Annotated in this window: 23 protein-coding genes; 1 reads left to right on the top strand and 22 read right to left on the bottom strand. The window is 44.1% G+C overall.

Annotated features, from left to right (window positions below; genetic code table 11):
• The 6 genes from ACEYCN_RS05265 to ACEYCN_RS05290 all read right to left on the bottom strand — a co-directional run.
• A partial coding sequence (locus ACEYCN_RS05265) for a nucleoid-associated protein (protein WP_373713249.1) occupies positions 1 to 690 on the bottom strand: 690 nt, incomplete at its 3' end.
• Between the two features lies 1 nt (position 691).
• Positions 692 to 1948 carry a serine hydroxymethyltransferase gene (gene glyA / locus ACEYCN_RS05270; RefSeq protein WP_373713250.1) on the bottom strand — a complete coding sequence of 419 codons (1257 nt, stop codon included), beginning with the start codon at positions 1946 to 1948 and terminating at the stop codon, positions 692 to 694.
• Positions 1949 to 2005: 57 nt separating this feature from the next.
• Positions 2006 to 2596, bottom strand: coding sequence for an L-threonylcarbamoyladenylate synthase (locus ACEYCN_RS05275; protein WP_373713251.1), 591 nt, complete (start codon positions 2594 to 2596; stop codon positions 2006 to 2008).
• Complete coding sequence (gene prmC / locus ACEYCN_RS05280; RefSeq protein WP_373713252.1) at positions 2589 to 3419, bottom strand: peptide chain release factor N(5)-glutamine methyltransferase; 831 nt, start codon at positions 3417 to 3419, stop codon at positions 2589 to 2591. Before prmC ends, ACEYCN_RS05275 begins: the two co-directional genes overlap by 8 nt.
• Positions 3419 to 4498 carry a peptide chain release factor 1 gene (gene prfA / locus ACEYCN_RS05285; RefSeq protein WP_373713253.1) on the bottom strand — a complete coding sequence of 360 codons (1080 nt, stop codon included), beginning with the start codon at positions 4496 to 4498 and terminating at the stop codon, positions 3419 to 3421. Before prfA ends, prmC begins: the two co-directional genes overlap by 1 nt.
• 364 nt (positions 4499 to 4862) lie before the next feature.
• Positions 4863 to 5432 carry a thymidine kinase gene (locus ACEYCN_RS05290; RefSeq protein ID WP_373713254.1) on the bottom strand — a complete coding sequence of 190 codons (570 nt, stop codon included), beginning with the start codon at positions 5430 to 5432 and terminating at the stop codon, positions 4863 to 4865.
• 359 nt (positions 5433 to 5791) lie between these two features.
• On the opposite strand from ACEYCN_RS05290, the gene ACEYCN_RS05295 reads away from it, so the two are divergent.
• The gene (locus tag ACEYCN_RS05295; RefSeq protein WP_373713255.1) at positions 5792 to 5977 is read left to right on the top strand and encodes a 4-oxalocrotonate tautomerase; all 186 of its coding nucleotides are present in this window, start codon (positions 5792 to 5794) and stop codon (positions 5975 to 5977) included.
• A 55-nt stretch (positions 5978 to 6032) separates the two neighbouring features.
• On the opposite strand, the gene ACEYCN_RS05300 is transcribed toward ACEYCN_RS05295, so the two are convergent.
• From ACEYCN_RS05300 to ACEYCN_RS05375, 16 genes are all read right to left on the bottom strand, one after another.
• Positions 6033 to 7739: an alkaline phosphatase gene (locus tag ACEYCN_RS05300; protein ID WP_373713256.1), complete on the bottom strand. Its 1707-nt coding sequence runs from the start codon at positions 7737 to 7739 to the stop codon at positions 6033 to 6035.
• A 222-nt stretch (positions 7740 to 7961) separates the two neighbouring features.
• Positions 7962 to 10253 (bottom strand): bifunctional 2',3'-cyclic-nucleotide 2'-phosphodiesterase/3'-nucleotidase, encoded by a 2292-nt coding sequence (locus ACEYCN_RS05305; protein WP_373713257.1) that lies wholly within the window; start codon positions 10251 to 10253, stop codon positions 7962 to 7964.
• Positions 10254 to 10395: 142 nt separating this feature from the next.
• The gene (locus ACEYCN_RS05310; RefSeq protein ID WP_373713258.1) at positions 10396 to 12171 is read right to left on the bottom strand and encodes an ABC transporter ATP-binding protein; all 1776 of its coding nucleotides are present in this window, start codon (positions 12169 to 12171) and stop codon (positions 10396 to 10398) included.
• A gap of 1 nt (position 12172) precedes the next feature.
• Positions 12173 to 13912 (bottom strand): ABC transporter ATP-binding protein, encoded by a 1740-nt coding sequence (locus tag ACEYCN_RS05315; RefSeq protein WP_373713259.1) that lies wholly within the window; start codon positions 13910 to 13912, stop codon positions 12173 to 12175.
• 119 nt (positions 13913 to 14031) lie between these two features.
• Positions 14032 to 15015: a GMP reductase gene (gene guaC, locus ACEYCN_RS05320; RefSeq protein ID WP_373713260.1), complete on the bottom strand. Its 984-nt coding sequence runs from the start codon at positions 15013 to 15015 to the stop codon at positions 14032 to 14034.
• A 281-nt stretch (positions 15016 to 15296) separates the two neighbouring features.
• The gene (gene nth / locus ACEYCN_RS05325; protein WP_373713261.1) at positions 15297 to 15920 is read right to left on the bottom strand and encodes an endonuclease III; all 624 of its coding nucleotides are present in this window, start codon (positions 15918 to 15920) and stop codon (positions 15297 to 15299) included.
• Between the two features lie 46 nt (positions 15921 to 15966).
• Positions 15967 to 17517: a ClC family H(+)/Cl(-) exchange transporter gene (locus ACEYCN_RS05330; RefSeq protein ID WP_373713262.1), complete on the bottom strand. Its 1551-nt coding sequence runs from the start codon at positions 17515 to 17517 to the stop codon at positions 15967 to 15969.
• A gap of 84 nt (positions 17518 to 17601) precedes the next feature.
• Positions 17602 to 18672 (bottom strand): ABC transporter substrate-binding protein, encoded by a 1071-nt coding sequence (locus ACEYCN_RS05335; RefSeq protein ID WP_373713263.1) that lies wholly within the window; start codon positions 18670 to 18672, stop codon positions 17602 to 17604.
• A complete protein-coding gene (locus ACEYCN_RS05340) occupies positions 18669 to 19442 on the bottom strand; it encodes an ABC transporter permease (RefSeq protein ID WP_373713264.1) in 774 nt (257 codons plus the stop codon). The genes ACEYCN_RS05335 and ACEYCN_RS05340 overlap by 4 nt, the downstream gene beginning before the upstream one ends.
• Positions 19439 to 20242 (bottom strand): ABC transporter permease, encoded by an 804-nt coding sequence (locus tag ACEYCN_RS05345; protein ID WP_373713265.1) that lies wholly within the window; start codon positions 20240 to 20242, stop codon positions 19439 to 19441. The genes ACEYCN_RS05340 and ACEYCN_RS05345 overlap by 4 nt, the downstream gene beginning before the upstream one ends.
• The gene (locus tag ACEYCN_RS05350; RefSeq protein ID WP_373713266.1) at positions 20226 to 21380 is read right to left on the bottom strand and encodes an ABC transporter ATP-binding protein; all 1155 of its coding nucleotides are present in this window, start codon (positions 21378 to 21380) and stop codon (positions 20226 to 20228) included. The genes ACEYCN_RS05345 and ACEYCN_RS05350 overlap by 17 nt, the downstream gene beginning before the upstream one ends.
• A 54-nt stretch (positions 21381 to 21434) precedes the next feature.
• Entirely contained in the window at positions 21435 to 22331 is an 897-nt protein-coding gene (gene murB, locus ACEYCN_RS05355; RefSeq protein WP_373713267.1) for a UDP-N-acetylmuramate dehydrogenase, read from the bottom strand.
• Between the two features lie 132 nt (positions 22332 to 22463).
• Complete coding sequence (locus ACEYCN_RS05360) at positions 22464 to 22811, bottom strand: hypothetical protein (protein ID WP_373713268.1); 348 nt, start codon at positions 22809 to 22811, stop codon at positions 22464 to 22466.
• 12 nt (positions 22812 to 22823) lie between these two features.
• Entirely contained in the window at positions 22824 to 23120 is a 297-nt protein-coding gene (locus tag ACEYCN_RS05365; RefSeq protein ID WP_373713269.1) for a hypothetical protein, read from the bottom strand.
• A 9-nt stretch (positions 23121 to 23129) separates the two neighbouring features.
• Positions 23130 to 24494 (bottom strand): hypothetical protein, encoded by a 1365-nt coding sequence (locus tag ACEYCN_RS05370; RefSeq protein WP_373713270.1) that lies wholly within the window; start codon positions 24492 to 24494, stop codon positions 23130 to 23132.
• A complete protein-coding gene (locus tag ACEYCN_RS05375) occupies positions 24485 to 25093 on the bottom strand; it encodes a hypothetical protein (RefSeq protein ID WP_373713271.1) in 609 nt (202 codons plus the stop codon). Before ACEYCN_RS05375 ends, ACEYCN_RS05370 begins: the two co-directional genes overlap by 10 nt.
• Positions 25094 to 25173 lie beyond the last annotated feature (80 nt).

Genomic DNA, 25173 nt, shown 5'->3' on the forward strand with positions numbered 1-25173 from the left:
TGACAATTCCCCATCTTCTTCCAGATGATTAAAGATAGCAGATTTGACCTTGGATTGGAATTGGAAATCCCCCTGCTGGAAATTATCCGCAATCTTCTGGGCCGTTTTTTCTACTGCTTGAATGGATTTTTTGGCAGAAATAGTCGGTTTGTCCTGGAGCAAGTTATCTGAAAAATAGTTGAGAAAGGCTCCGTTGTGCTTAATCCGTTTCTCAATCAGATAGTACTTGCCAGATTGCAAGTTGATGAGGATGGCTTCATCAGGGGCCGAACCTGCACTTGGCAGGTTATTCTGGGTCAGTATCAGGGGTTTCTCAGGATTATCTCCAATATGAACCAGGTTTTCCCGCAGAGCAATGCGTAAGAAGGCAAAATGTTCTATTCCATTTTTCTCATAAGCCACAAAGAGCAGGTCATTGGTCTTTTGATTTTCAGAGAGAACAAACTCTTCCTTCCAGAGCTGGGAAATGGATAAGGAAGCTTCCAGCAGATCAGATTTGGCTTTTTCCAAAAAGGTATGATCATCTCCCAGGATCCCAGTTTTGGCATCGTCAGAATAGACTCGCTCGATTTTCTTACGGAGATATTCTTCAATTTTGGGCGTGATAGCCAAGAGCTGGTCCGAAAGAACCAGCTCTGTATCATCTGGGGTAAATTGATGTAAAACGGCTTGTTTAATATAAATATCCATATTAGTTTTCGTAGAGTGGGAAGCGGTCTGTCAAGGCACGCACTTCCTGGCGAACTTGAACCAACACAGCTTCATCTTCAGCATTTTTCAGGGCCTTAACAATCAAGCCAGCAACCTGACGGCACTCCTCTTCCTTGAAGCCACGGGCTGTCACTGCAGCCGTTCCGATACGGATACCAGAGGTCTTAAATGGTGACAGGGTTTCAAATGGAATAGAGTTTTTATTGAGGGTGATGTTGACTTCATCCAACAAGTTTTGGGCAACCTTACCATTTTCAACGACCTTGGTCACATCCACAAGGAAAACGTGGTTATCTGTTCCGCCGGAAATGACACGGAATTGGTCTTCTTGCTTAAAGACTTCCGCCATCGCTTGACAGTTTTTGATAATTTGGGCCGCATAGTCTTTAAAGGCTGGGTCCAAGTTTTCTTTAAAGGCAACAGCCTTGGCAGCAATAACATGCTCAAGCGGTCCGCCCTGCAAACCTGGGAAGACAGCCGAATTAATCTTCTTGGCCAAGTCTTCATCGTTGGTCAAGACCAAACCACCACGGGGCCCACGAAGGGTTTTGTGGGTTGTAGTTGTCACAATATGGGCATGTGGCACTGGACTTGGATGGAGACCAGCAGCCACCAAACCAGCGATATGAGCCATATCAACCATCAGTTTTGCACCGACTTCATCAGCAATAGCACGGAATTTTTCAAAATCAATTATGCGGGAATAAGCAGATGCACCAGCCACAATCAGCTTAGGTGATACTTCTTTGGCACGGGCCAAAATCGCATCGTAATCCAATTGCTCAGTGTCCTTATCTACTCCATAGGCCACAAAGTTGTAGGTTTTTCCAGAAAAGTTAACTGGTGCCCCGTGGGTTAGGTGTCCACCTGCAGACAAGTCCATACCAAGAACCGTATCACCTGGCTGGATCAAGGACATGTAGGCAGCGGCATTGGCCTGACTACCTGAATGGGCCTGAACATTGGCAAATTTTGCGCCAAAGATTTCTTTTGCACGTTCGATGGCAAGATTTTCAATCACATCTACCACTTCAGTACCGCCATAGTAGCGTTTTCCAGGATAGCCTTCCGCATACTTATTGGTCAAAATGGAACCTTGGGCAGCCATTACGGCTTTTGAAACAACGTTTTCTGATGCAATCAACTCGATGTTGTGCTGTTGGCGTTCTTCTTCTGCCTTGATGGCATCCCAAAGATCTTGGTCATAAGCTTGGTAGTTTTCCAAATCGAAAATCATGTATATACTCCTTTTAAGTCATGGTTTGGCATGGGTTAGGAAAGACCAGGTGAGGGGCTAAAAATGTAAGTCAGGAACGGCCAGAAGGAGCTCTTCTTTGGTAATGGCACCCTGTCTCAAGATGCGTGCCTGCGAACCTGATAAATCTAAAATGGTTGAATCCTGCCCAGTTAGGGCGGCATCATCTTCGATTCCTGGGAGGTCTTGGTCAAACTGAGCCTGAATATCTTTATAAACCTGGCCACTTTCCTGACCGGAAAGATTGGCAGAAGGTCCAATTAAGATTCCAGCCTTTTTAATCAAGTCCAAGGTTGGACCATAGGCAGGGACTCGAAAACCAACGGTTGACAAACCAGAGTTGATCCATTCTGGGACCTGCTCATTGGCCTTTAGAATAATGGTCAAAGGGCCAGGCAGGAAGGCTTGGTAGAGCTTTTCCAGAAAGGCTGGCTGGTCCTTTGAATAGGCATAGATGCTATCTAAATCTGCTACATTGAGATTGAGGGCCTTGTCAAGAGGCCTTTTCTTCAATGTATAGACATGCTGAACAGCTGCCTGGTCAAAGGCCCTGGCAAAGAGTCCGTAGACCGTTTCCGTTGGCAAAATGACAGCTCCTCCCTTTTTCAGGGTCTGCAAGAGCTTATCCATTATCCACCACCACCTTTCGGTCTAACCCAAAGATGTCCTTTAAGACACGAACTCTCTTTTGAGGAAAATAGTGACCAATCATTTCCTGAAGCACAGGTCCCTGCTTATAGCCAATCTCAAAGTAGAGTTTGCCATTTTCAGTCAGGAATTCTTCTGCTCCTTGGATGATTTGGCGGTAGATAGCATAACCATCTTCTTGCGCAAACAAGGCCAAATGCGGCTCGGATGTCAGGACATTGGTTCCAACCTCCTCCTTATCCTCAAATGAGATGTAAGGCGGATTCGAAACAATAATATCATACTTACCTGAAACTTGTCTAAAAACATCTGCCTGAAAAAACTGAATGTTCGTATTATGCCGATGGGCATTTTCAGCGGCCACTGCCAAAGCGTCATCAGACAGGTCGCTGGCTGCTACCTGCCAACCGGGTCTGGCATGCTTGAGACTGATGGCAATGGCGCCGCTTCCCGTTCCAATATCCAGGAGGGACAAGTTGTCCTGCGGATTTTCCTCTAATATCAAATCCACCAGCTCCTCTGTTTCAGGGCGGGGAATCAAAACCCTTTGGTCAACCTTGAAGGGTAAACCATGAAAGTCAGCCTCCCCTATGATGTACTGGGCAGGAATATGCTGGGACAGTTTTTCAAAAATATCCGCCAGTAAGGCTTCATCTTCTGCTGTCACCTCCTGCCGCAAGGAGAGGAAAAAATCAGTGGCCGTCATCTTTTTCAGGGCGCGGAAGGTAAAGGTCAGGCTTTCAGCTTCTTCCCCAAGGGCCTCTAGCTGCTTTTCATAATGGGCAAAGATTTGTGCATAGTTCATTACTTATTCAAATCTTCCAGTTTTTGGGTTTGGTCGTACAGGACTAGGGCATCAACCACTTCGTCCAATTTCCCTGACAGGATAGTATCCAGTTTTTGAAGGGTCAGGCCGATACGGTGGTCGGTGACACGGTTTTGTGGGAAGTTGTAGGTACGAATCCGTTCGGAGCGGTCCCCTGTTCCGATGGTTGATTTGCGCTCTGCGTCCTGTTCATCTTGAGCAATTTGAGCAAAGTGGTCAGCAACACGGGCACGGATGATTTTCATGGCCTTGTCACGGTTCTTTTGCTGGGTCCGCTCTTCCTGCATTTCAACCTTGATATTGGTCGGCAAATGGACGATACGAACAGCGGTCGCCACCTTATTGACGTTCTGACCACCGGCACCAGATGCGTGGTAGATGTCCACGCGCAGGTCCTTGGGATCAATGTCGTACTCTACTTCTTCCACTTCTGGCATGACCAAGACAGTGGCGGTGGACGTATGAACCCGACCTTGGCTCTCTGTCACAGGCACGCGCTGCACCCGGTGGGCACCTGATTCATATTTGAGCTTGGAATAGACCGATTGGCCAGAAACCATGGCCACCACTTCCTTGATACCACCGACACCATTGTAGGAAGCCTCCATGACTTCGAAGCGCCAGCCTTGGCCTTCGGCGAATTTCTGATACATGGTCAAGAGGTCACCTGCAAAGAGGGCTGCTTCGTCACCGCCAGCCGCACCACGGATTTCCAAGATGATATTTTTGTCATCATTTGGATCCTTTGGCAAGAGGAGAATCTTCAGTTTTTCTTCGTATGCTTCCTTGTCCGCCTTGGATTCCTTCAGTTCTTCCTTTGCCATCTCTTCCAAGTCCGCATCGCCAGCAGCGTCCTTAATCATTTCTTCTGCATCAGCGATGTTTTGGATGACTTGCTTGTATTCGCGGTAGGCAGTCACGGTATCCCGAGTCGCAGCCTCCTCTTTTGACAAGTCCATAAAACGCTTAGTGTCGCTGACCACATCTGGGTCCGAAAGCAACTCCCCAAGCTCCTCATAGCGGTCCTCCACCGCCTGCAATTGATCATAAATGTTCATAATTTTAAGATATTAATGCCGTTAAGCGACTCAAAGGAAAATAGGAATTCTGACGAAGAAACGCTTGTTTCTAGGAAGAATTATCTTTTTCCACAGAGTCGTAGGCATATTCAGTTCCTTTCTAAGATATTAAGGGCGGAAAGCGAACAAAGCAAAAATAGGAGTTTTGACGAAGGACGAAGTCGTCCTAGAAAAAACTATCATTTTTGCACAGTTCGTAGCCCGTATTCAGTTCCTTTCTCTATAGTATTTGGAATGGCACCCCTACTGTTTCAGCTTTTAGGGCGTGTTCAGTTCCTTTCTAAGATATTAATGCCTTTAAACAACTCAAACCAAATCAGTCACAAGATTTTTTTCTAGAGTTTTACATTTCAGGATTAAAGTAATGCTTGCGGCAGACTGGAATGTAGGTTTCATTGCCACCGATTTGAATCTGCTCACCTTCGTAGGTTGGTTTGCCATCCTGGGTCCGCAAGACCATGGTAGCTTTTTTGGAGCAATATTGGCAGATGGTCTTGATTTCATCGATTTTATCTGCCAAAAGAAGGAGGTGTTTTGAACCCTCAAAAAGCTCATTACGAAAATCATTTTTGAGACCAAAGGCCATGACTGGAACGCCTAATTCATCCACGACACGGGCCAAATCATAGACATGGTGTCGTCTGAGAAACTGGGCTTCGTCAATCAAGACACAGTAGGGTTTCGGATTCATTTTTTCAATATAACCAAAGACATCCATCTCATCATCGATAGCCACAGCTTCTCGCTTCATGCCGATTCGACTGGAAACCTTGCCAAAGCCATCTCGGGTATCTAGGGCACTGGTCATAATGACAACAGGTTTGCCCTGCTCTTCATAGTTGTGGGCAACCTTCAATATCTCGATGGTTTTTCCCGAATTCATCGTGCCATATTTATAATATAATTGAGCCACTTTTCCTCTTCCAATCTAAGTTTTCACTCCTTCCATTTTATCATAAAAAATCCGATATGACATCCTTGATGATGCGAATTTTACTGGAGAAAAAACAAGCTCCTTTGAACTTGTTTGGCTTATGACCACGTAAGTAAATGGAGAATAAATTCTCAGAGGCTTTGAGCTGATTTGGTAAAAATATACCAGACTATGAAAAAACTGTGGCCAAGATAAAGCGGACAACTCCTCACTGAAAAAACAGCAAGAATTATTGCATAAGAGAACCCTCCACAAGTTAAGTTTGTATTTAAAAAAATTTCCTATCAAAAAGAGACTAATTATGCTATACTGTAGGAAAAATTAAAAGGAGAATATTTATGCCATTTGTAAAAATCGATTTGTTCGAAGGGCGTACCGAGGAACAAAAAGCCGAGTTGGCCCGTGAAGTCACAGAGGTTGTTTCCAGAATTGCCAAAGCACCCAAGGAAGCCATTCATGTCTTTATCAATGATATGCCGGAGGGGACTTATTTCCCAGCTGGCGAAGCCAAGAGGAAAAACTAAGGCTCAAAAGAGGCTAGGACCGAATGTCCTAGCCTCCTTCATTTTGGAAATAGAATTACTTGTTGGGTTTTAGTCCAACACCTGTTGGTTTTTCTTGTTTTTCTTCGGCATGATCATGCTTGTCAGAACGTTCTGGATTAAAGCCCATTGCTTCTCCAATACGAATGGCGACATCAGTATCATCATACTCGCCATCGAACATCTTGGCTTTTGCACCCATGGCATATACGGGAACCTTTTCACCAGCATGGTCTGTCGTGGTCCAAGCTAGACCAGCCTTTTTATTGAGGATACGGGTCGCTGTTATGGATACAGGTATGTAACCTCCGTAGTTGACATTTTGGTCATCGGCTTCTTTCTTTGATTCTTCAAAGGCAGCTTTTAACTCTTCATATTCTTCCTTAGAGCAAAGAAGTCGATCTTTCTCCTGAGCTTCTCGATAGGCATCTTCCTGTGCGTTGCTGACATTTTCTGATGGTGCATTAGCATCTAGTTTCAGACCAAAGAAGTCTTCGATTTTTGGAGCAAATTCTTCAAAAGTCATATCCGGTTTACTAGCTAAGTCAGCTTCTACGATTTGGTTAAAGGCCACTTGAGATCCCTTCTGGTTATTCAACAAATCAAAGTAGGTTTCATAACCTGTTGATTCATTACCAATGGTAAAGCCACCTGTAGAATGGTCTGCTGTCACCACGATAAGGGTATCCTCTGGATGTTTATTGTAGAAATCAATAGCTGTTTGAACCGATTCTTGAAGACCATAGACTTCATTCATGGTTGTTACACCATCATTGGCATGTTCTGCCCAGTCGATCTTACCAGCTTCCGCCATCATAAAGAATCCTTCGGGATCATCTTCCATGACCTCAATCCCTTTTTTGACCATATCATTCAGGGTTTGATCGCCCTTTTCTTGATCAAGGGTATATGGCATTGCCCCATCATCTTGGAGTTTTTCGGAAACAAGATAAACTTTTTCAGAATCTGCTGTTATTTTTTCTGCTTCGGCTTTGGTATCCGCAATGGTATAGCCGTTTTCTTCCATGATCTCATAGAGATCTTTTTGATCCTCTTCTTTGCCAGTCCGATCCTTCAATGAACCGCCCGCAAAATAATCAAAGTTGGTTTCAGCCATTTGCAGGCCGATATCATAGTAGGATTTTCGAGATTCAACATTAGCATAGAAGGCTGCAGGAGTCGCATGATTTAAGGTCACTGTACTGATAATTCCTACCGATTTCCCTGCTCTCTTAGCTTTCTCGGCAACTGTATCAGATGATTTTTCAAAATCTCCTGAAAGTCCGACAGTATCCGTCTGGGTCTTAATTCCCCCAGCAAAAGCTGTTGCTGTTGAGGCAGAGTCAGGAATAAAAGAATGGCAATCAAACTGTGTCTTAAGGCCTACAATTGGCATTTCTGTGAAGTTCATCCGATCTGGGAAAATCTCTCCCTTGTTGGTTTTTGTGAAACCAAGATAGTTTTCAGCAGCCGTTACAGGGGTTACACCCATACCGTCCCCGATAAAGAGAAAGACATACTTGGCCTGGTTTTCATTTATTTTGGAATAATCTTCGCTAATTGGACGATTGGTATCATACATCTGAACATCTTTTCCATTAGCTGTTTCCTTTGCCTTATTCACATCTTGGACTGCTTCTGTGTCCAATTTTAGGTTGCTTTGACGACCACAAGCAGCGAGTAAACATGTTGAAGCCAGTAAACTGATGCCGACTTTTCTGAAGAGTTTTGTGTGACGTTTCATTGTATCTCCTTTTTTCAAATGGGTAGACTCAAGGTCAGGTCTCATTCTATCACAGCTTTGTAAAGCTAACTTTCTCATTCCGTAAAATCTATGTTAAATAAAACTGGTCCTTCAAATAAAATGAAAACAAACAAGTTGACTCATTTCTGATTAGAAACTGTAAACTTATTTGTTTTTCATTATTCTTTTAAAAGTGAACTACTTGAGAGCGAAGCTTCACCGCTAGTCATGACTAGCTGATTTTTTTCTAAGAACAATTATTCCGAGAATACTAAAGCCAACAAAGGTCCAGAGATAGCCATTTTCACTGCCTGTTTTAGGGAGTTTTTTCTTTGGAGTTTTAGAGGTAGTGGACGGCGTTTCTGTCGTTGTTTGTGGAGAAGCACTCGTTGTCGTTGTTTGCTCGATTGGGATTGGAATCACAGCATCTGGCTCTACATAAGTAAAGCGGAAATCGCCAAAACCTTCATTGCTAGAAGCTCCGAGATAACTAATATCCTTGGTATCCGCAGTAAGGAGATTTTTAGCTCGATCAGCAGTCAAGAAGCGTAGGTCAAGCCCTCTGATAGTATCTGCAAAAGTCCAGTTGCTATCTGCGGAAGGATTGATTGTTTTTTCAGCTAAAATATAGTTGATAATCGCCTGACGATTTTCTAGGTTAAGCAGGCGATTCACAGTAGCATTTTTTACTCCTGGGAAGCTACCGCTAGCTCGATAGTTATTGGTCACAACGATAAACTCTTGGCTATCTACAATCGGTTTGCCTTGGTATTGGAGATTGCGAACACGGGAAGCATCTGGATTCACCAAAGCACCGCTTCTATCATACTTATTCGGCTGAGTAATGTCATATTGATAGGTCAGACCATCAATGACATCAAAGTTATAGGTACGATAGTCTGTGTTGATGAGTTGCTGCGGTTCAGTACTCTTAGGGTCAACTTGATTGAATTGACCTGCTGACATTTCTAACCATTCTCTGATATCTGCACCAGTAACTTTCAAGATTGCAGTCACATTGTCATAGAGATAAAGGTCGGCCACATTCTTGATGGCAATAGGACCTGCTGGGATATCCGTATAGGCTGTGGCATCACCACGAGTTCCTGCTTTAAACGGTGCGGCTGCAGACAGGATTGGGAGATTTGCCTCTGGAGTTCCTGCTAGCTGGCTTTTTGCATACCAAATTTGGGCATTGTTGACAATTTGTACAGATGGGTCATCCTTGACAAGGGCAAAGAAAGAATTAATGGGTGCGGTTGTCTGACCAACTTCTTGGCGGACATAATTGACGGTTCCTTCATGGGCTTCCTTGGCAATGGCCCAGATGGTGCTATCTGACTCCGTTGATTTCGTATCAATTTTACGGATGGAACCTGTACCCTTATTGACTGTCCACTTACCATCAGTAAAAGAAAGATTGAGGTCAATCACTCCGAGATGGTCACCATATTTACCAGCCATGGTTACTGGAGTACCATTGATGGTCCCGTTTACCCCATCCACACCAGGATATTTTTCATAGAAGCCGCTACCATCACCAGAAGGAAATTCTGCATGAGAGTGGCCAGTGACCACCGCGTCCACTCCTGGAATGCCTGCAATCTGATAGCCAACATTTTCCTCACCTTTTTCATAAACATTGTCACCAATACCAGAATGGGAAAGAACAAGGACAACATCCGCTCCTTCAGCCCGCATTTGCGGAACCAGTGTGTTGAGGCTCTCTACGGCATCGTTGACAAGGACTTTTCCTTCTAAGAGGGCCTTGTCCCAATTTAGAATTTGCGGCGGAACAATACCCGTAATGCCAATTTTCAGGCTCACCTCTTTTCCGTCAGCATCCACAAAGGTTTTTTCAATGATTTCATGAGTTTTAAATAAAGGTTGGTTAGTCTTTGCATCCAAGACATTGGCATTAACCAAAGGCATGCCAGCAGTTGCAATTACTTTACTTAAAAAATCCAAACCATAGTTAAACTCATGGTTCCCAAAAGTACCGGCATCAAAACCTAAACTGTCCAGCGCCTTGTACATAGGGTGTTGCTCCCCATCCTTGATAGGATTGACAATGGCTTTGTAGGTCCCAAGCGGAGTTCCTTGGATAATATCCCCGTTGTCTACCAAAACAACGTTTGGGTTTTCTGCTTTAGCTTTGGCAATTAAAACTGCAGTCTTAGCCAGACCTAGATTTTGGGTTTCCTTATCCTGGTAATAATCATAGTTGACAAGATTAGTATGCAAGTCAGTCGTAGACAAGATACGGACAGCGACAGACTGCCCATTTGTTGGAAGACTGCTTTCCTCCACTGCTGACAGCCCAGTTTCTTCAGAGGTTGTAGGAATAGCAACTGTCGTTGTAGTCGAATGTCGATCTAATTCTGTAACCAGCGTGCTTTCCTCTTTAACAGGAGCTACCGTTGTATTTTCCACTGTCTGAACTGATTGACCATTTAAGGCAAACAAGGCCAGCGTCAAAGCAAGGATGCTCTTTGAAACAAGATGTTTGGACATAAAGTTCCTCCTATAAATAGAATGACAAATTTTCTTCTTGCCATATCATTATACCTCATTGGAGTTAAACTGGCAAAGAAAAAAATAAAGCGTTTTCTTGATGAAAAAAGATTCTGCACAATTTAGTACAGAAATCTTTCTCTTATCCTACTTCTTCTTGCTTAAATTGGCTCATATAGAGATCATGGTAAAAGCCCTTATCCGCAAGAAGGCTTGCATGATTACCCTGTTCGATGATTTGACCATCTTTCAGAACCAAAATCTTGTCCGCCTCCTGAATGGTGGATAGACGGTGGGCAATGACAAAGCTGGTTCTGCCCTGCATGAGGCGTTTCATAGCCTTTTGAATCAAGAGCTCCAGACGGGTATCGACTGAGGAGGTGGCCTCATCCAAAATCAGGATTTTGGGGTCAGCCAGAAGGGCCCTGGCAATAGTCAAGAGCTGCTTTTGGCCTAAGGAAATATTGCTGGATTCCTGATTCATTTCCATATTGTAGCCGCCTGGCAGAGTGCGGATAAAATGGTCCACATTAGCTGCTTTTGCTGCTTGAACAATCTCCTCATCAGTGGCCTCTAGGTTTCCAAAACGCAGGTTTTCCTTGATGGTGCCCTCATAGAGCCAGGCATCCTGCAAAACCATGCCAAACTGCCTGCGGTATTCTTGGCGAGACAGATTGCGTATATCGTGACCATCGACTGTAATGGAGCCTTGCGTCACATCATAGAAGCGCATGAGGAGGTTGATCAAGGTAGTTTTACCAGCACCCGTTGGTCCAACAATGGCTACCATTTCTCCCGGTTCAACTTCTAGGTTAAAGTCACGGATCAGAGGCTTATTGTCCACATACTGAAAATGAACATGTTGGAAACTGACCTGACCCGTCAAGTCTCCCACTAAGTTTTCTGAAACTTCTTGGACTTCATCTGCCTCGTCCAAGACTTCAAAAATCCGCTCCAGAGAAGATTTGGCACTCTGAAGAATCCCCGCCAACTGGCTCAAAACCTGAATAGGCTGGCCAATCTGGAAGACATATTGCACAAAGGCCTGGATATTCCCAATGGTCATCTTGCCAGCCATGACCTGCAATCCCCCCAAGAGGGCTACAATCAGGTAAGTCATATCGGAGATTCCATGCAAAATGGGCATCATAATCCCAGACATAAAGCTGGCCTTAAAGCCCACATCCTGCAATTCATCCGTAATCTTGGCAAATTCTTTGGCAGATGCCTCCTCACGACCGTAGAGTTTCAGAATGTTGAAACCGGTCAGATTTTCCTGAACAAAGCCATTCATATTCCCCAAGACATTGGCCTGGCGCTTGAAATATGGCTGAGATTTCTTGAGAATAGTTTGGGCCGCAAAATAGGTGATGGGAATACTGATGATGACCACCGTGGCCAACTGGAGGTTGAGGTAGAGCACCATGATGATGACCAGAGTCAGGCTGATGATGGCATTGACAATCTGCAAAAAGGATTGCTGGAGGGCGTTGGAGACTGTCTCCACATCACTGGTAAAGCGCCCCAACATATCACCAAACTGGTGTTTATCAAAATAAGAGACAGGAATTTTATTGATTTTTTCACTTAAATCATTGCGCAAGTCCCGAATGGTATTTTGAACCGTGCGCGTGATGTAAAAATTGGAACCGTAGGAGCCAATTTCGTAAAAGAGGGCCCGGATGGAATAGATGACCAAGACCCAGAAAATGTAGGTATAGTTGATAGAAGCACCAGGAACCTGATTAGCCATGTCCAGCAGATTCTGGGTCAGCTCCGTAATAACCAAGCCCAGGATAAAAGGCTCCAAGACATTGGCTACGGCTGATAGAATTTTTAAGAAAATAGCCAGAAAAAGAGTAAATTTGTAATATTTCAGATAAGCCCACAGGCGGATAAATACTGATTTTTCTTTCATCTTACTCTCCTTCCGTTAGTGATTGATTGTTGAGCTGGGAGTTGGCGATTTCTCTATAAATCTCGTTGGATTCCATCAGCTCTTCATGGGTCCCTCGACCAACAACCTCTCCCTGATCCAAGACGATGATTTGATCCGCGTCCATGATGGTCCCGACCCTTTGAGCTACGATTAGTACGGTAGCATTCTGCGTGACGGATTTGAGACGGCGGCGCAAAATGGCATCTGTCTTATAATCCAAAGCAGAGAAAGAATCATCAAAGATGTAAATGTCTGGTTTTTTCACGATGGCTCGTGCAATAGACAAGCGCTGCTTCTGCCCACCCGAGAGGTTGCTCCCACCTTCCGCCAAGTGAGTTTCATAACCTTCTTCCCGGCTCTCGATAAATTCCTTGGCCTGAGCCACCTCTGAAGCTTGTTCCAACTCAGGCAGCGTTGCATCCTGCTTGCCATACTTGAGATTTTCCTCGATGGTTCCGGTAAAAAGCAGAGCCTTTTGCGGAATAAAGCCTACCTTCTGACGAAGAGCTTTCAGGTTGTAGTCCCTGACATCCACGCCATCTACCAAGATTTTGCCCAGAGTCACATCATAAAAGCGGGGAATTAAATTGACCAGGGATGACTTTCCTGAACCCGTTGAACCGATAAAGGCGATGGTTTCTCCTGGCTTGGTCTTAAAGGAAATGTTGTGCAAAACTGGATTCTCAGTTTCACCTGGGTAAGCAAAGGTCACATTGTCAAATTCCAGATAGCCTCTTGTTTCAGTCTCTGTCACCCCATCTTCATTTGGTGAGATGGAAATGGGCATATCCAAGACCTCCTGAATCCGGCTGCTGGATACGGCCATTTTAGGATACATGGTAAAGAGGTTGGCAAAAATCAAGAAGGAGAAAAGGGCGTGGAAACTGTACTCAATAAAGGCAACCAGGTCGCCGATTTGGAGGCTGCCCCTAGCCAGTGGGTCAAGGGCAAACCAGACAATAGCCACGATCATGGCAATGATAATTTGGACAAAGAGGGGCTCTGTCAAGCCAGTCAGGGTAAAGAGCCGGCTGGAAATAGTGGCATATTCCTGATTTTGCTGGGCAAAGCGTTCCTCCTGAAAATCTTCCCGAGCAAAAGCCCGAATGACCCGCAGCCCCATCAAGTTTTCACGGACATATTGGTTAATCTTGTCCAAGGTCTGCTGCTGCTTGGTCGAAATGGGCCGTGTTTTCATAGCTACATAGATAACAACAAACACCAAGAAAGGCATAGAAACCGCCACGATCCAGGCCAAGGACGGACTGGTGATGAGAATCATGACAACTGAGAAAATCATCATCAGCGGTGTCACAACCCCAATCCGCAAGCTCATTTCCGCAAACTGCATGAGGACAAAGGCATCACTGGTCATCCGAGTCACCAGGGAAGAGACACCGATTTGTTCGTACTCATGATGGGAATAGGTCTGCAATTTAGCATAAATATCCGTCCGCAACTCCTTAATCATACTGGTTGTCAACTTACCAGAGGCATAGACCAGGGAAACACGCCCCGCTATCCCCAAAACCACGATGACAAACATCATAATAGCCCAAAAAGTCAGACGTTCAGGATTATTTTGGGTAATCCCCTCATCAATCATGCGGGCCAAGATGGTTGGCATACCCAGATTGACCACCACAAATAAAAAACCACCGAAACAATCCAGCAACAGCCACCTGTGCTTGGATTTCAGGTAAGACCAAATTAACTTCATCACTTCTCTCCATTTCATGGAATAAAGGAGTACACCTCCTGTACTCCCTTAAATAAACAATATTTCGATATCCTTATTATATACAAAGAAGACCTGCTTTTGCAAGTCTTTTCTGGTTTCTAAATGCTATCGCCATTCCAGATAGAATTTTTCACAATGACATAGTTCACGCGGGTCAAGCTTCCCAAATCACGGCCTCCAGCATAGGAAATGGCGCTCTGCAAATCCTGCTCCATTTCTGTCAAAGTATCTTGTAGGCGACCCTTGACAGGAAGCAAGATTTTCTTGCCCTCCACATTTTTACGCTCCCCTTTTTGGTATTCAGAAGCTGAGCCGTAATATTCCTTGAATTGCTGACCGTCGACCTCAACCAGCTTACCAGGACTTTCCAAGTGGCCTGCAAAGAGGGAGCCAATCATGACCATACTGGCCCCGAAGCGGATGGACTTGGCAATATCGCCATGAGTCCGAATCCCACCATCCGCAATAATGGGTTTTCTAGCAGCCTTGGCACACCAACGGAGGGCAGCTAATTGCCAGCCCCCTGTCCCAAAACCAGTTTTAACCTTGGTGATACAAACCTTGCCAGGTCCAATTCCCACCTTGGTCGCATCTGCTCCCGCATTTTCCAACTCCCGCACCGCTTCAGGCGTCCCAACATTTCCAGCGATGACAAAGGTTTCTGGTAGCTCCTTCTTGATATGCTGGATCATCTTGATGACTGCATCCGAATGTCCGTGGGCAATATCTATGGTGATAAATTCAGGTGCATCTGATTTCAGGCTAGTGACAAACTCGTATTCGTAATCTTTGACCCCGACAGAGATAGAGGCTATCAAGCCCTGCGCGTGCATCCGAGCAATAAAAGGCTTGCGGGCAGCTTCATCAAAGCGGTGCATGATATAAAAATAACCATTTGAGGCTAACTGCTCTGCAATATCCTCATCCATAATGGTCTCCATATTTGCAGGAACCACTGGCAGTTTAAAGCTATGCTTTCCCAAAGTTACCCTTGTATCCGCCTCTGAGCGGCTGGAAATGATACACTTGTTGGGAACCAACTGGATATCCTCATAATCAAAAACAGGCATTTCGTTAAACATGTTCTTCACTCCTAAACTTAAAATGACCTACCTATCTGATGAACCCATCACATCGATACGCTTTGATACGTTTCCTTAACTGATTATAGCACAACGTACGGATTTTGTAAATAAATTATATTTTGTAAAATATATAATTCGTCTTTTAATCAAAAATTAAAACAAAATACTGATTGATGTTCGTGATTATAGGATTTTATGAACCTTTTGGGAATATCAGATTCTATTATTCGGAATAAAAGGGTATCAAGAATCTCCTTATCGAAACAAGGAGAAATGGTTTATTCAAAGTCATACAACTGTGGGTAGTTATGGCATTCTGGATTTTTGGGATGGCAGACTTCACGACCAAAGTAAATCATGGACTGGTGGGCAGCCAGCCAGAGTTCAGGTGGCAGCACTTCCATGACTCGTTTTTCTGTTTCCAGAGGGGTGGCAGATTTTTTGACAATGTCGTGGTGCTTGCAGATGCGCCCGACATGGGTATCAACAGCAAAGGCTGGAATCCCAAAACCAACACTTAGAACCACATTGGCTGTTTTGCGGCCAACACCAGATAAGGCTTCTAGCTCTTCTCTGGTCTGGGGAACCTGCCCTTCATGACGGTCCAGCAACTGCTGGGCACATTCTTTGAGAAACTTGGCCTTATTACGGTAGAGTCCAAGCCGAGAGATATACCTGGAAATCTCTTGGATATCTGCCTCAGCCATGGCCTCAACGGTTGGAAATGCAGCAAACAGACCTGGCGTTGCCTTGTTGACGGCAGCATCCGTTGTTTGAGCAGACAGCATAACGGCCACCAACAGTTCAAAATGATTGCGAAAATCCAAGCTAGGCTTGGCATTCGGATAAAGAGCAATAATTTCTTCTAAGACCTTGCGGGCCCGTTTTTTTGATAATACCATAGAGTCATTATAGCATAAAGGAAAAAAGAAACTGATATGAAAGGCTCTAGCCTTCTGTAATTTCTCCCTCAAAAATTTGCCGAACAGTATGAATCTCAGAAACTGGCAGTGCCACATAGAGTGTATCTCCAGCGTGTAGCAAGCTATTGCCCTTGACTACCTTACTTTTTCCGTGATGAATCTGACTTGTAATGAGGCAAGCTGGTGGTAAGGATAAATCACTGACAAAGGTATCGCCCAAATGCTCTGACACCACTACTTCAATCAGGGTCATTTCTGCATGGTGCTCCATATCTTCAGGCAGCATTTTTTCCAGCATGGCTTCATAAATTGGCGCACCGCCAAGCAAATCCATGATGATATAAGCACTAAGTGCCACCAAGCCAATCACCATCAGCTGGCTCAAATTGCCAACCATTTCTGTTACCAATATCATGGCTGTTAGCGGTGCCTTGGAAATAGCCGCAAAGAAACCAGCCATTCCTAAGACGATAAAAAGGTTCATCTGTTCCTGACCAATCCATCCTACATCAAAGGCAAGTTGTCCAAAAGCCAGCCCTAGAAGGCTTCCCAAGGTTAAAATCGGTAGAAAAATGCCACCTGGTAACCCTGAACCATAAGAAATCATGCTCCAGATAAAACGAATGATCAAGTAAAAGAGGAGGGTCTTCAGACTGGGTTGAAGATGCGGAAGCTCCAAAATCAAATGATGTCCTCCGCCCAGTAATTCAGGCAGGAAATAACCAATAGGAATAATAAGCATAAAGGCATACAGGCTCTGGTACTGGGCCGAGAGTGGAAGCATTTTTGATAAAAATTGATATAAATGCTGAATACGGAGAATCACTATTTCATAAAAATAGCCCGCCAGTCCAAGAAAAAGACCTAATGCCATATAAATCCAATATTGTCTAAGTTCTAGAACCGATAGATGTTCTGGCATCTGCAAAACAGGAGTCAGGCCAAAAACATGGAGAGAAATAAAGTTTGCAGTGATACTGGCTGCCAAAGCCGACACCCAAACCAATCTCGAAAATTGGTGGTAGACTTCCTCCACTACAAAGAGAAGCCCAGCAATAGGTGCATTGAAGGCTGCAGCCAGACCAGCAGCCGCTCCGCTGGCGATAAGGCTGCGTTTTTCCATCTTACTAGCTTTTAGCCCTTCTGCGATTCCCTTTGCTGTAACAGCTCCCAGCTGAATACTGGGTCCTTCCCGTCCCAGCATGAGCCCAGATGCGATGGCCAGGCTTCCACCGATAAATTTTCGCCATAAAACAGGCCACCACTGCAGCTGCATCATTCCCTTTAATTCCGCTTCTACCTGAGGAATGCCTGAACCCTTTGCATTTGGTTCCTTTGCAATCATTTGGCCGACAAAGAAAACGATAAAGGCATAAAAAATAACAATGACCAGAAGATAGAGCTTGTTATCGTGGGCCTGATGGTATAATTGGATGACAAATTCAAAGATTTTTTCAATAGCCAGGCGAAAGGCTACAACAACCAGTCCCACTCCAACCCCGACCAGTATTCCCCGAACAACCGAATAAAGAATGGACCGGGAAATAAACTTTACTTCCTTGTGATGGTTTTCCATAGCATAGTTTCCTTTCATTCTAATGCTAAAAACATTTCAAAAAATGGGTCAGATTAACTGATGCCCATTTTTATTTATAGATGATTATTTCCGATACATCTTGAACTGCAAATAGAGGTCGTTATAAAGCCCCAGCATTTCAGGTCCAAGGTTGTCGTAGACTTCCATGTTTTTCATGGTTTCTGCTGATGGATAGAAGGCTTCATCGTTCTGAGTTTCTTCATCCAGCATGGCCTTTGCCGCTGGAATTGGGGTAGAATAACCGACATACTCCGCATTGCGCAGGGCATTTTCGGGACGGAGCATAAAGCTCATAAAGGCATGGGCTCCGTCAATATTCTTGGCTGTCTTGGGAATGACCATATTGTCAAACCAGAGGTTGGACCCCTTGGATGGGACCACATAATGCAGGTTCTCATTGCCATCCAGCATCTCACTGGCTTCACCAGAGAAACTAACTGCAATAGCCGCCGCATCTTGAATCATATAGCCCTTGATTTCATCTGCTACGATAGCCTTGACATTTGGGGTCAAATTATAGAGGTGCTCTGCTGTTTCTTGGATTTGCTCTGGGTTTTGAGAGTTTAGACTATAACCGAGCGATTGAAGGCCAAAGCCCATGACTTCCCGAACCCCATCAATCAACATGATATTGTCGCGGTATTCTTCTGACCAGAGGTCCTCCCATTCTTGGGGAGGATTCTCTACCATAGTTTCATTGTAAACAATTCCCAAAGTTCCCCAGAAATAGGGGATGGAATAATCATTGTTTTCATCAAAGCTGAGACCCATAAACTGGGGATCAATGTTTTCCAAGCCTTGGATTTTGGACTTGTCCAGCTTGATGAGCATGTCTTCTTCCCTCATCTTGGAAATCATATACTCAGATGGGACTGCCAAATCATAGGTAGTCCCGCCCTGCTTGATTTTTGTATACATGGCCTCATTGGAATCAAAGGTCTGGTAATCCACCTGAATCCCTGTTTCAGCTGTAAATTCATCAATCAAGTCAGGGTCAATATAATCTCCCCAGTTGTAAATGACCAGCTTATCAGTGGTCCCCTGTTGATTGTTTGCCTCCAAGTGGCTGGTAATCCCCCAAAGGAGAAGGATAATCAATATAATGCCTAGGAAGAATGAATAGAGTCTTCTCATGCCAATTCCTCCTTCTCTCGGGAAATAAAATAGTAGCCCACAACCAGGAGGATACTAAATAGAAAGACCAAGGCTGAAAGTGCATTGATTTCCAATGAAATCCCTTGACGGGCCCGTGAATAAATCTCAACGGAGAGGTTAGAATAGCCATTTCCAGTGACGAAGAAGGTCACCGCAAAGTCATCCAAGGAGTAGGTAAAGGCCATGAAATAACCCGCAATAATGGCCGGTGTCAAATAAGGCAACATGATTTCACGCAGCATCTGGGGCTGACTGGCACCCAAATCATAGGCCGCCGAAATCATATCTGCATTCATTTCTTTAAGTCGCGGCAAGACCATCAGCACCACAATGGGAATGGAAAAGGCGATGTGGCTGAGCAGAACCGAGCTAAAACCCAATTCAAAACCAATTTTTGTAAAAAGAATGAGGAAGCTGGCACCAATCATCACATCCGGCGCCACCATGAGGATGTTGTTAATGGACAGGAGGGCGTTTTGGTACTTATCCTTCGCCTGATAGATATAAATGGCGCCAAAGGTCCCGATGACAGTCGCAATCAAGGAACTCAAGAAGGCCAAGAGAAAGGTCTGGGCCAAAATCAGCATAAGGCGGCTATCTCCCAGCATACTGGAGAAATAATCCAAGGTAAAGCCGGTGAACTTGTTCATGTCTCCACCCTCATTGAAGGCGTAGAAAATCAGATAGAAAATAGGCAGGTAAAGAATGAGAAAGGCAATGGCCAGATAAATTTTTGCAAATTTCTTCATGACTTCTTCCTCTCTTTCGTTAGCCACATGACCGCCAGCATGGCCAGAATCAGTACCACACCAATGGTGGAGCCCATACCCCAGTTTTGTGTGGTCAAGAAGTGCTGTTCAATGGCAGTTCCCAGAGTAATCACACGGTTTCCGCCAATCAATCGAGTCAGCATAAAGAGACTGAGACTAGGAATGAAAACGGCCTGCACACCACTGCGGACCCCATTCATAGAAAGAGGGAAAATGACCTTGGTAAAGGTCTGCCATGGACTAGCTCCCAAGTCGCGGCTGGCATGAATCAGATTGGGATCCAAATCATCCAGGACATTGAAAATGGGCAAAATCATAAAAGGGATTTCAATGTAGCTGGCCACAGCGATGAAGGAAAAGTCTGTGAAAAGGATTTGCTTGGCTCCAATCCCAAAAAAGGATAGAAACTGGTTGATAGAGCCATGTTGGCCAAAAATGCCGATAAAGGCATAGGCCTTGAGCAGCAAATTAACCCAAGTCGGTAAGATAATGAGCATGAGCCAAAGCTGCTTGTGCTTGAGCTGGGTCAAAAAGAAGGCAGTTGGATAGGAAATGAGCAAAGTGACCAGGGTAATAATCCCTGCATAGAAAATGGAGTTAAAACTCATTTTCAGGTAGGTCATATTGGGCGAATGGAAATAGGACAGGTAGTTGTCCAAGGTCAGCTCATCCTGGATATTAAAGAAAGACTGGTAGACAATGAGGACAACAGGAGCTAAGACAAATAGCCCAATCCAAAGCAGATAAGGAGCCATAAAGAACTTAGAGGTTTTCTTCATTGCGTTCCTCCTCGATGGCATTGATTAAGCCATCCTCCACTTCTTCCACTTCAACATACTCTTCAATCCGGGCATCAAATTCTTCTTCTGTTTCATTGAGACGCATGATGTGGATGTCCTCTGGTTCGAAGTTCAGGCCAATCACTTCTCCTTCGATAGCCTTACGGGTCGAATGAATCATCCATTCATTGCCCAATTCATCGTAGGCGATGATTTCATAATGAACTCCACGGAAAAGCTGGGTATCCACCTTGACCTGCAACTTGCCTTCTTCTGGAAGAGTAATCCGCAAATCTTCCGGCCGAATCACCACTTCAATCGGCTCATTTGGCCGCATCCCGCCATCCACCGCTTCAAAGCGTTTGCCATTAAACTCGACCAGGTAGTCTTCAATCATGGTACCAGGCAGGATATTGGATTCACCGATAAAAGTCGCAACAAAATGGTTAATAGGCTCGTCATAAATATCTACGGGGGTGCCTGATTGGACGATTTCTCCATCATTCATGACAAAAATCCAGTCAGACATGGCCAAGGCTTCTTCCTGGTCATGGGTGACAAAGACAAAAGTGATGCCTAAGCGTTGCTGCAACTCCCGCAATTCGTACTGCATCTCAGTTCGCAATTTCAAATCCAAGGCTGATAAGGGCTCATCCAGCAAAACCACTCGAGGCTGATTGATGATGGCCCTGGCAATGGCTACCCGCTGGCGTTGGCCGCCCGATAATTTTTGAATGGAGCGTTTTTCATAGCCTTCCAAACGGACCATTTTCAGGGCTTCAGCCACCCGTCTGTTGATTTCAGCCTTGTCCACTTTTCGCAATTTGAGGGGAAAGGCCACATTTTCAAAGACAGTCATGTGCGGAAAGAGGGCATAGGATTGGAAAACGGTATGGACGTCCCGTTTATTGGTTGGGACATCATTGATTCGCTTCCCATCCAGGTAGATATCGCCCGAAGTGGCATCCAGGAGGCCTGCGATAATATTCAAAATGGTGGATTTGCCAGAACCTGATGCACCCAAGAGGGTATAAAATTTCCCTTCTTCCAGCTCAAAATTAATATTCTTCAAAACGGTTGTTCCGTTATCTTCAAAGACCTTGCTTACATCCTTAAATTCAATAATTGGCTTTTTCAATTCTCATAAATTCCTTCTTCATATTCCATTTCAGAGCCGCCTCTGATAGTCTTTTTACTGATCTCCCAAGATACGAACTTCTCGCTCCAGAGTGATACCAGACTGGTCTTTGACCCTCTCGATAACATGGGCAATCAGTTTTTCGTAGTCAGTCGCTGTTCCATTGTCTACATTGACCATGAAGCCTGCATGTTTTTCAGACACTTCTACACCACCGATGCGATAACCCTTGAGCCCAGCTTCCATGATGAGCTGGCCAGCAAAATGACCGAGCGGTCGTTTGAAAACCGAACCGCAGGATGGATATTCTAGCGGTTGTTTGAGCTGGCGGAGGTGGGTCAGGCGATCCATTTCCTGCTTGATGGTCAAATGATTTCCTGGCTTGAGGGCGAATTTGGCAGAAAGGACGATGGCCCCATTTTCCTGCAAGATAGAAGACCGATAGCCAAAGCGCAATTCCCGATTGTCCAAGGTCACCACATAACCTGCTGGCGTCAAAATCTGAGCAGAAACCAAGATATGGGCGATTTCACCCCCATAGGCACCTGCGTTCATAAAGACCGCCCCACCGATACTGCCTGGAATGCCGGAAGCAAATTCAAACCCTGTCAGGGAATGAAAGAGGGCAATACCTGTCGTTTCAATCAGATTGGCCCCTGCTTCTGCCTCAATGGTGTAGCCAGAAACCGTCACCGAATTGAGCTTGTCCATCCGAATGACAAAGCCACGAATACCGCCATCCCGAACAATGATATTGCTGGAATTACCCAAGACCATCCAATCGATCCCTTCACGATTGGCAAACTCGACCATGCGGACCAGCTCATAGCGGTTACGAGGAAAAGCGAGGTAGTCAACTGGCCCCCCCACTTTGGTATAGGTATAATCTTTCAAGGGCTCATCGAAACGGATATCGATTCCCTTCAATTCCTGCCGAATTTTTTCTTTCATCTATCTTCTCATTTCAAATAATAAAATACAGTCTATTATATCAAAAAAATCATCAATATTCTATCAGAATGATAGCTTATTCCACGCAACAATAAAAGACATCTCCCAATGGAAAATGCCTTCCTTTTCAATTTATTCTTCTTCTATTGGAATACGGTCCAAATCATCCAGTTTTTGCAAATAATTCTTACGGTAATTGGCTTCATTTTCTGCTAACCAATCTTCAAGATAATTTATTTCTATTTGGAATTCTAACTTGATTTGGCGGATTTCCGATAGAAAGGGGGATAATTCTGAGTACATGACTTCTTTCTCTTTGGAAAAATAAACCAACTGATGTTCTAATTCCTCTGTAAAGCGATTGCTATTATTCCTCAGTTCACCAAAATATTCTTCTGTTTGTCTAAAGGAACGCATTTGCACAACATAATCGTCTTCCAATTTTTCTCTTTCTAGATTCCTTTGTCTCCGTGTAATCATATATCCCTCACCTTACTTTATTGGACTAGTCAAATCTGGTTGAGGAACTGCGTAGAGATAGTCTTTCGCAGCATCTGCAGCTCTCCCCTTGAAACCACCCTCTAAATCTGATGGAAGGGTATTTCCAGCAAAGTTTTTCATTTTTTCTGCATGCTTTGTCAAGGTGGTTTGTACCTGAGTTGAGCGAGCCTGAAGTGATGTTTTGTTGATGGTGACTAGAGCTTGAATCACCACTCTCTCTTGCGCTTTCTGACTTTCCAACAGCAAGGCCATGGCTTTTTCTTCTTCATCTCTTAGTGATACTTGCATAAAACCTCCTCAATGAAATAGTTGTGCATTTTCCTTATCAATTACAACAATTTTGTCAGCAGCAGCAGACACTTTTTCAGAAAAAACTACCAGTTTTTCTTGATAAGCCGCAAGTTCTGTCAGAATAGTTGCTTCAATATTTGTATCCCAACAGGAAGACATTGAAAAATTACTGAGAAGTCCTTCAATCTCCCATGCAGACAAATGTCTCCCCAGTGAGTAAGCTTGCTGGCGAACCGCTTGAATCTGACCTTCTAGTACAGTCTTTTCATTATCCACCAACTGCTTTACTTCTGATACGTACACTTCAGCTTGGAGACTGGCCTTTTGTGCCACAGACTTGACCAAATCAGAGCGAAGGGAAATTGCCTTGCCGCCAGAAGCTGATTTGAGCTGCCCCTTAATATCCTTAATGTCAACATCGAACTCTTTTAGCTTTTGATTTGCTGGATTTTCTGATGCAAAAGTACCATAAATCTTTACATACTCATCCACATATGTTTGATAATCTGTACTGTCGAACCAAGAATGCGGGTCAAACGACATTGATTTCGCTTTTTTTGCCTTTGCCTTGGCTACCTTGACAACTTGGGCATAGGTCATACCAGAACAAAATTGGTTATTCTTAATGTACCAATCTATATTTAACCCATTGCCTTTAATTTCAGAAAACTGTGTATCATGATCTCCAATGGGATTATTAAGCCCTGGAGTCCCTTCAACCACCATTACCTTTCCATATGGAATATTTCCTGCTCCTCCGTCGGCAATTCGTAAATCCTTACTGGAGGCCATATAGATGTGGGCACGCTTGTTCAAATATGCAATATCGGAAGGAGTCAAATATTCATGTGGAAAGTTTTTAACGATTCCTAATATATAAGGATTAGTGGCACCAACACTGGCCCAGTCATCGAAATTGGTGATATGAGGAACCTTTTGCTCACTGGCTACCTTGGCTACCGCTGGTCCAGATTGACTGAATCCAGACATATTACTGATATAGCCGGTTGGCTTATCAGCCAATTTTTTCATGGTTGACTGATAAAAATTACGAACATCCTGGGTCTGTGCAGTAAGGCTAGAGGTTGGATCCCAACCAGCCTTTATAGCATTCCCAAAAGATGCAGGATTTTCTGGCTGGGTTCCAGCTACAATGATAGCCGTTTGCGAATAGTCTACATTTCCACTGCTGTCAATAGGGGCTACCGCTATGGCCTGGGTCACATCCTTACTGTTAGGATCGCCCGGGGTGCGGTTGATTACTTTATAATATTGACCCGTTTCAAAATCTTCAATTTTGCTCTTACCATTAGTTGAATAATCTTTAACTTGGCTTTGTAAAAACTGTATCTGTTGGTCATTTAAGGCCATTCTCTAAAACTCCCCTCCTTGATTTCTATATTATAAATGATTTCTGCTTCTGGACTACCAGATTCATTTTTATTAACATGGCTTAAGTACCCTGCTTGATTTAGTTCCTGTATATTTTCATCAATAGATATGTTAGTTTTTAATTTTGCGAAATCTGGTAAATTATCATATTTTGAAACATCCACATAATTACGATTTGTGTCTAAAATTTCGATAATTTCTTCGCCACCATTTCCTAAACTCAAGTTAAGTGCTGCCGATGTCCCTAAATCATAACCAGAATCAACAGGGCCACTGTTTCCCAAAATTGCTTGATTCCCTTCGGTGTCGTAAATCATTGGTACAACTCTTGATGTAAACATCGAAAATCCATCACCTCCATCCACGAAAATCGGCGAAAATTCAATCTTACTGACCCCTGAATAGTTTTCCTTGATATAGGTCGCTATCTGTTCTTCTAATAGTTTGAAACCATGTTGGATTAGTCTATCGTTCCGTTCAGTCGCTGCTCTGTATGACATGTAATAAATTCCTCCTAAAGTACAAATAATCGCTATAAATATTCCCGAAAGTACTTTGATAATTTTTCTTTTTTTCATCATCGACCCCCTTATGTTCTACTATAAAACAACAACTCACTATTATCTTATAGTATAACACAAAGATATATTGTGTTCAA

This window comes from Streptococcus sp. (genome assembly GCF_041802885.1).
GTDB lineage: Bacteria > Bacillota > Bacilli > Lactobacillales > Streptococcaceae > Streptococcus.

Coding starts and splice junctions, on each gene's coding strand:
- glyA (WP_373713250.1), bottom strand. CDS start 1,948: ATGATTTTCGATTTGGAAAACTACCAAGCTTATGACCAAGATCTTTGG.
- ACEYCN_RS05275 (WP_373713251.1), bottom strand. CDS start 2,596: ATGGATAAGCTCTTGCAGACCCTGAAAAAGGGAGGAGCTGTCATTTTG.
- prmC (WP_373713252.1), bottom strand. CDS start 3,419: ATGAACTATGCACAAATCTTTGCCCATTATGAAAAGCAGCTAGAGGCC.
- prfA (WP_373713253.1), bottom strand. CDS start 4,498: ATGAACATTTATGATCAATTGCAGGCGGTGGAGGACCGCTATGAGGAG.
- ACEYCN_RS05295 (WP_373713255.1), top strand. CDS start 5,792: ATGCCATTTGTAAAAATCGATTTGTTCGAAGGGCGTACCGAGGAACAA.
- ACEYCN_RS05300 (WP_373713256.1), bottom strand. CDS start 7,739: ATGAAACGTCACACAAAACTCTTCAGAAAAGTCGGCATCAGTTTACTG.
- ACEYCN_RS05305 (WP_373713257.1), bottom strand. CDS start 10,253: ATGTCCAAACATCTTGTTTCAAAGAGCATCCTTGCTTTGACGCTGGCC.
- ACEYCN_RS05310 (WP_373713258.1), bottom strand. CDS start 12,171: ATGAAAGAAAAATCAGTATTTATCCGCCTGTGGGCTTATCTGAAATAT.
- ACEYCN_RS05315 (WP_373713259.1), bottom strand. CDS start 13,912: ATGAAGTTAATTTGGTCTTACCTGAAATCCAAGCACAGGTGGCTGTTG.
- guaC (WP_373713260.1), bottom strand. CDS start 15,015: ATGTTTAACGAAATGCCTGTTTTTGATTATGAGGATATCCAGTTGGTT.
- nth (WP_373713261.1), bottom strand. CDS start 15,920: ATGGTATTATCAAAAAAACGGGCCCGCAAGGTCTTAGAAGAAATTATT.
- ACEYCN_RS05330 (WP_373713262.1), bottom strand. CDS start 17,517: ATGGAAAACCATCACAAGGAAGTAAAGTTTATTTCCCGGTCCATTCTT.
- ACEYCN_RS05335 (WP_373713263.1), bottom strand. CDS start 18,672: ATGAGAAGACTCTATTCATTCTTCCTAGGCATTATATTGATTATCCTT.
- ACEYCN_RS05340 (WP_373713264.1), bottom strand. CDS start 19,442: ATGAAGAAATTTGCAAAAATTTATCTGGCCATTGCCTTTCTCATTCTT.
- ACEYCN_RS05345 (WP_373713265.1), bottom strand. CDS start 20,242: ATGAAGAAAACCTCTAAGTTCTTTATGGCTCCTTATCTGCTTTGGATT.
- murB (WP_373713267.1), bottom strand. CDS start 22,331: ATGAAAGAAAAAATTCGGCAGGAATTGAAGGGAATCGATATCCGTTTC.
- ACEYCN_RS05360 (WP_373713268.1), bottom strand. CDS start 22,811: ATGATTACACGGAGACAAAGGAATCTAGAAAGAGAAAAATTGGAAGAC.
- ACEYCN_RS05365 (WP_373713269.1), bottom strand. CDS start 23,120: ATGCAAGTATCACTAAGAGATGAAGAAGAAAAAGCCATGGCCTTGCTG.
- ACEYCN_RS05370 (WP_373713270.1), bottom strand. CDS start 24,494: ATGGCCTTAAATGACCAACAGATACAGTTTTTACAAAGCCAAGTTAAA.
- ACEYCN_RS05375 (WP_373713271.1), bottom strand. CDS start 25,093: ATGAAAAAAAGAAAAATTATCAAAGTACTTTCGGGAATATTTATAGCG.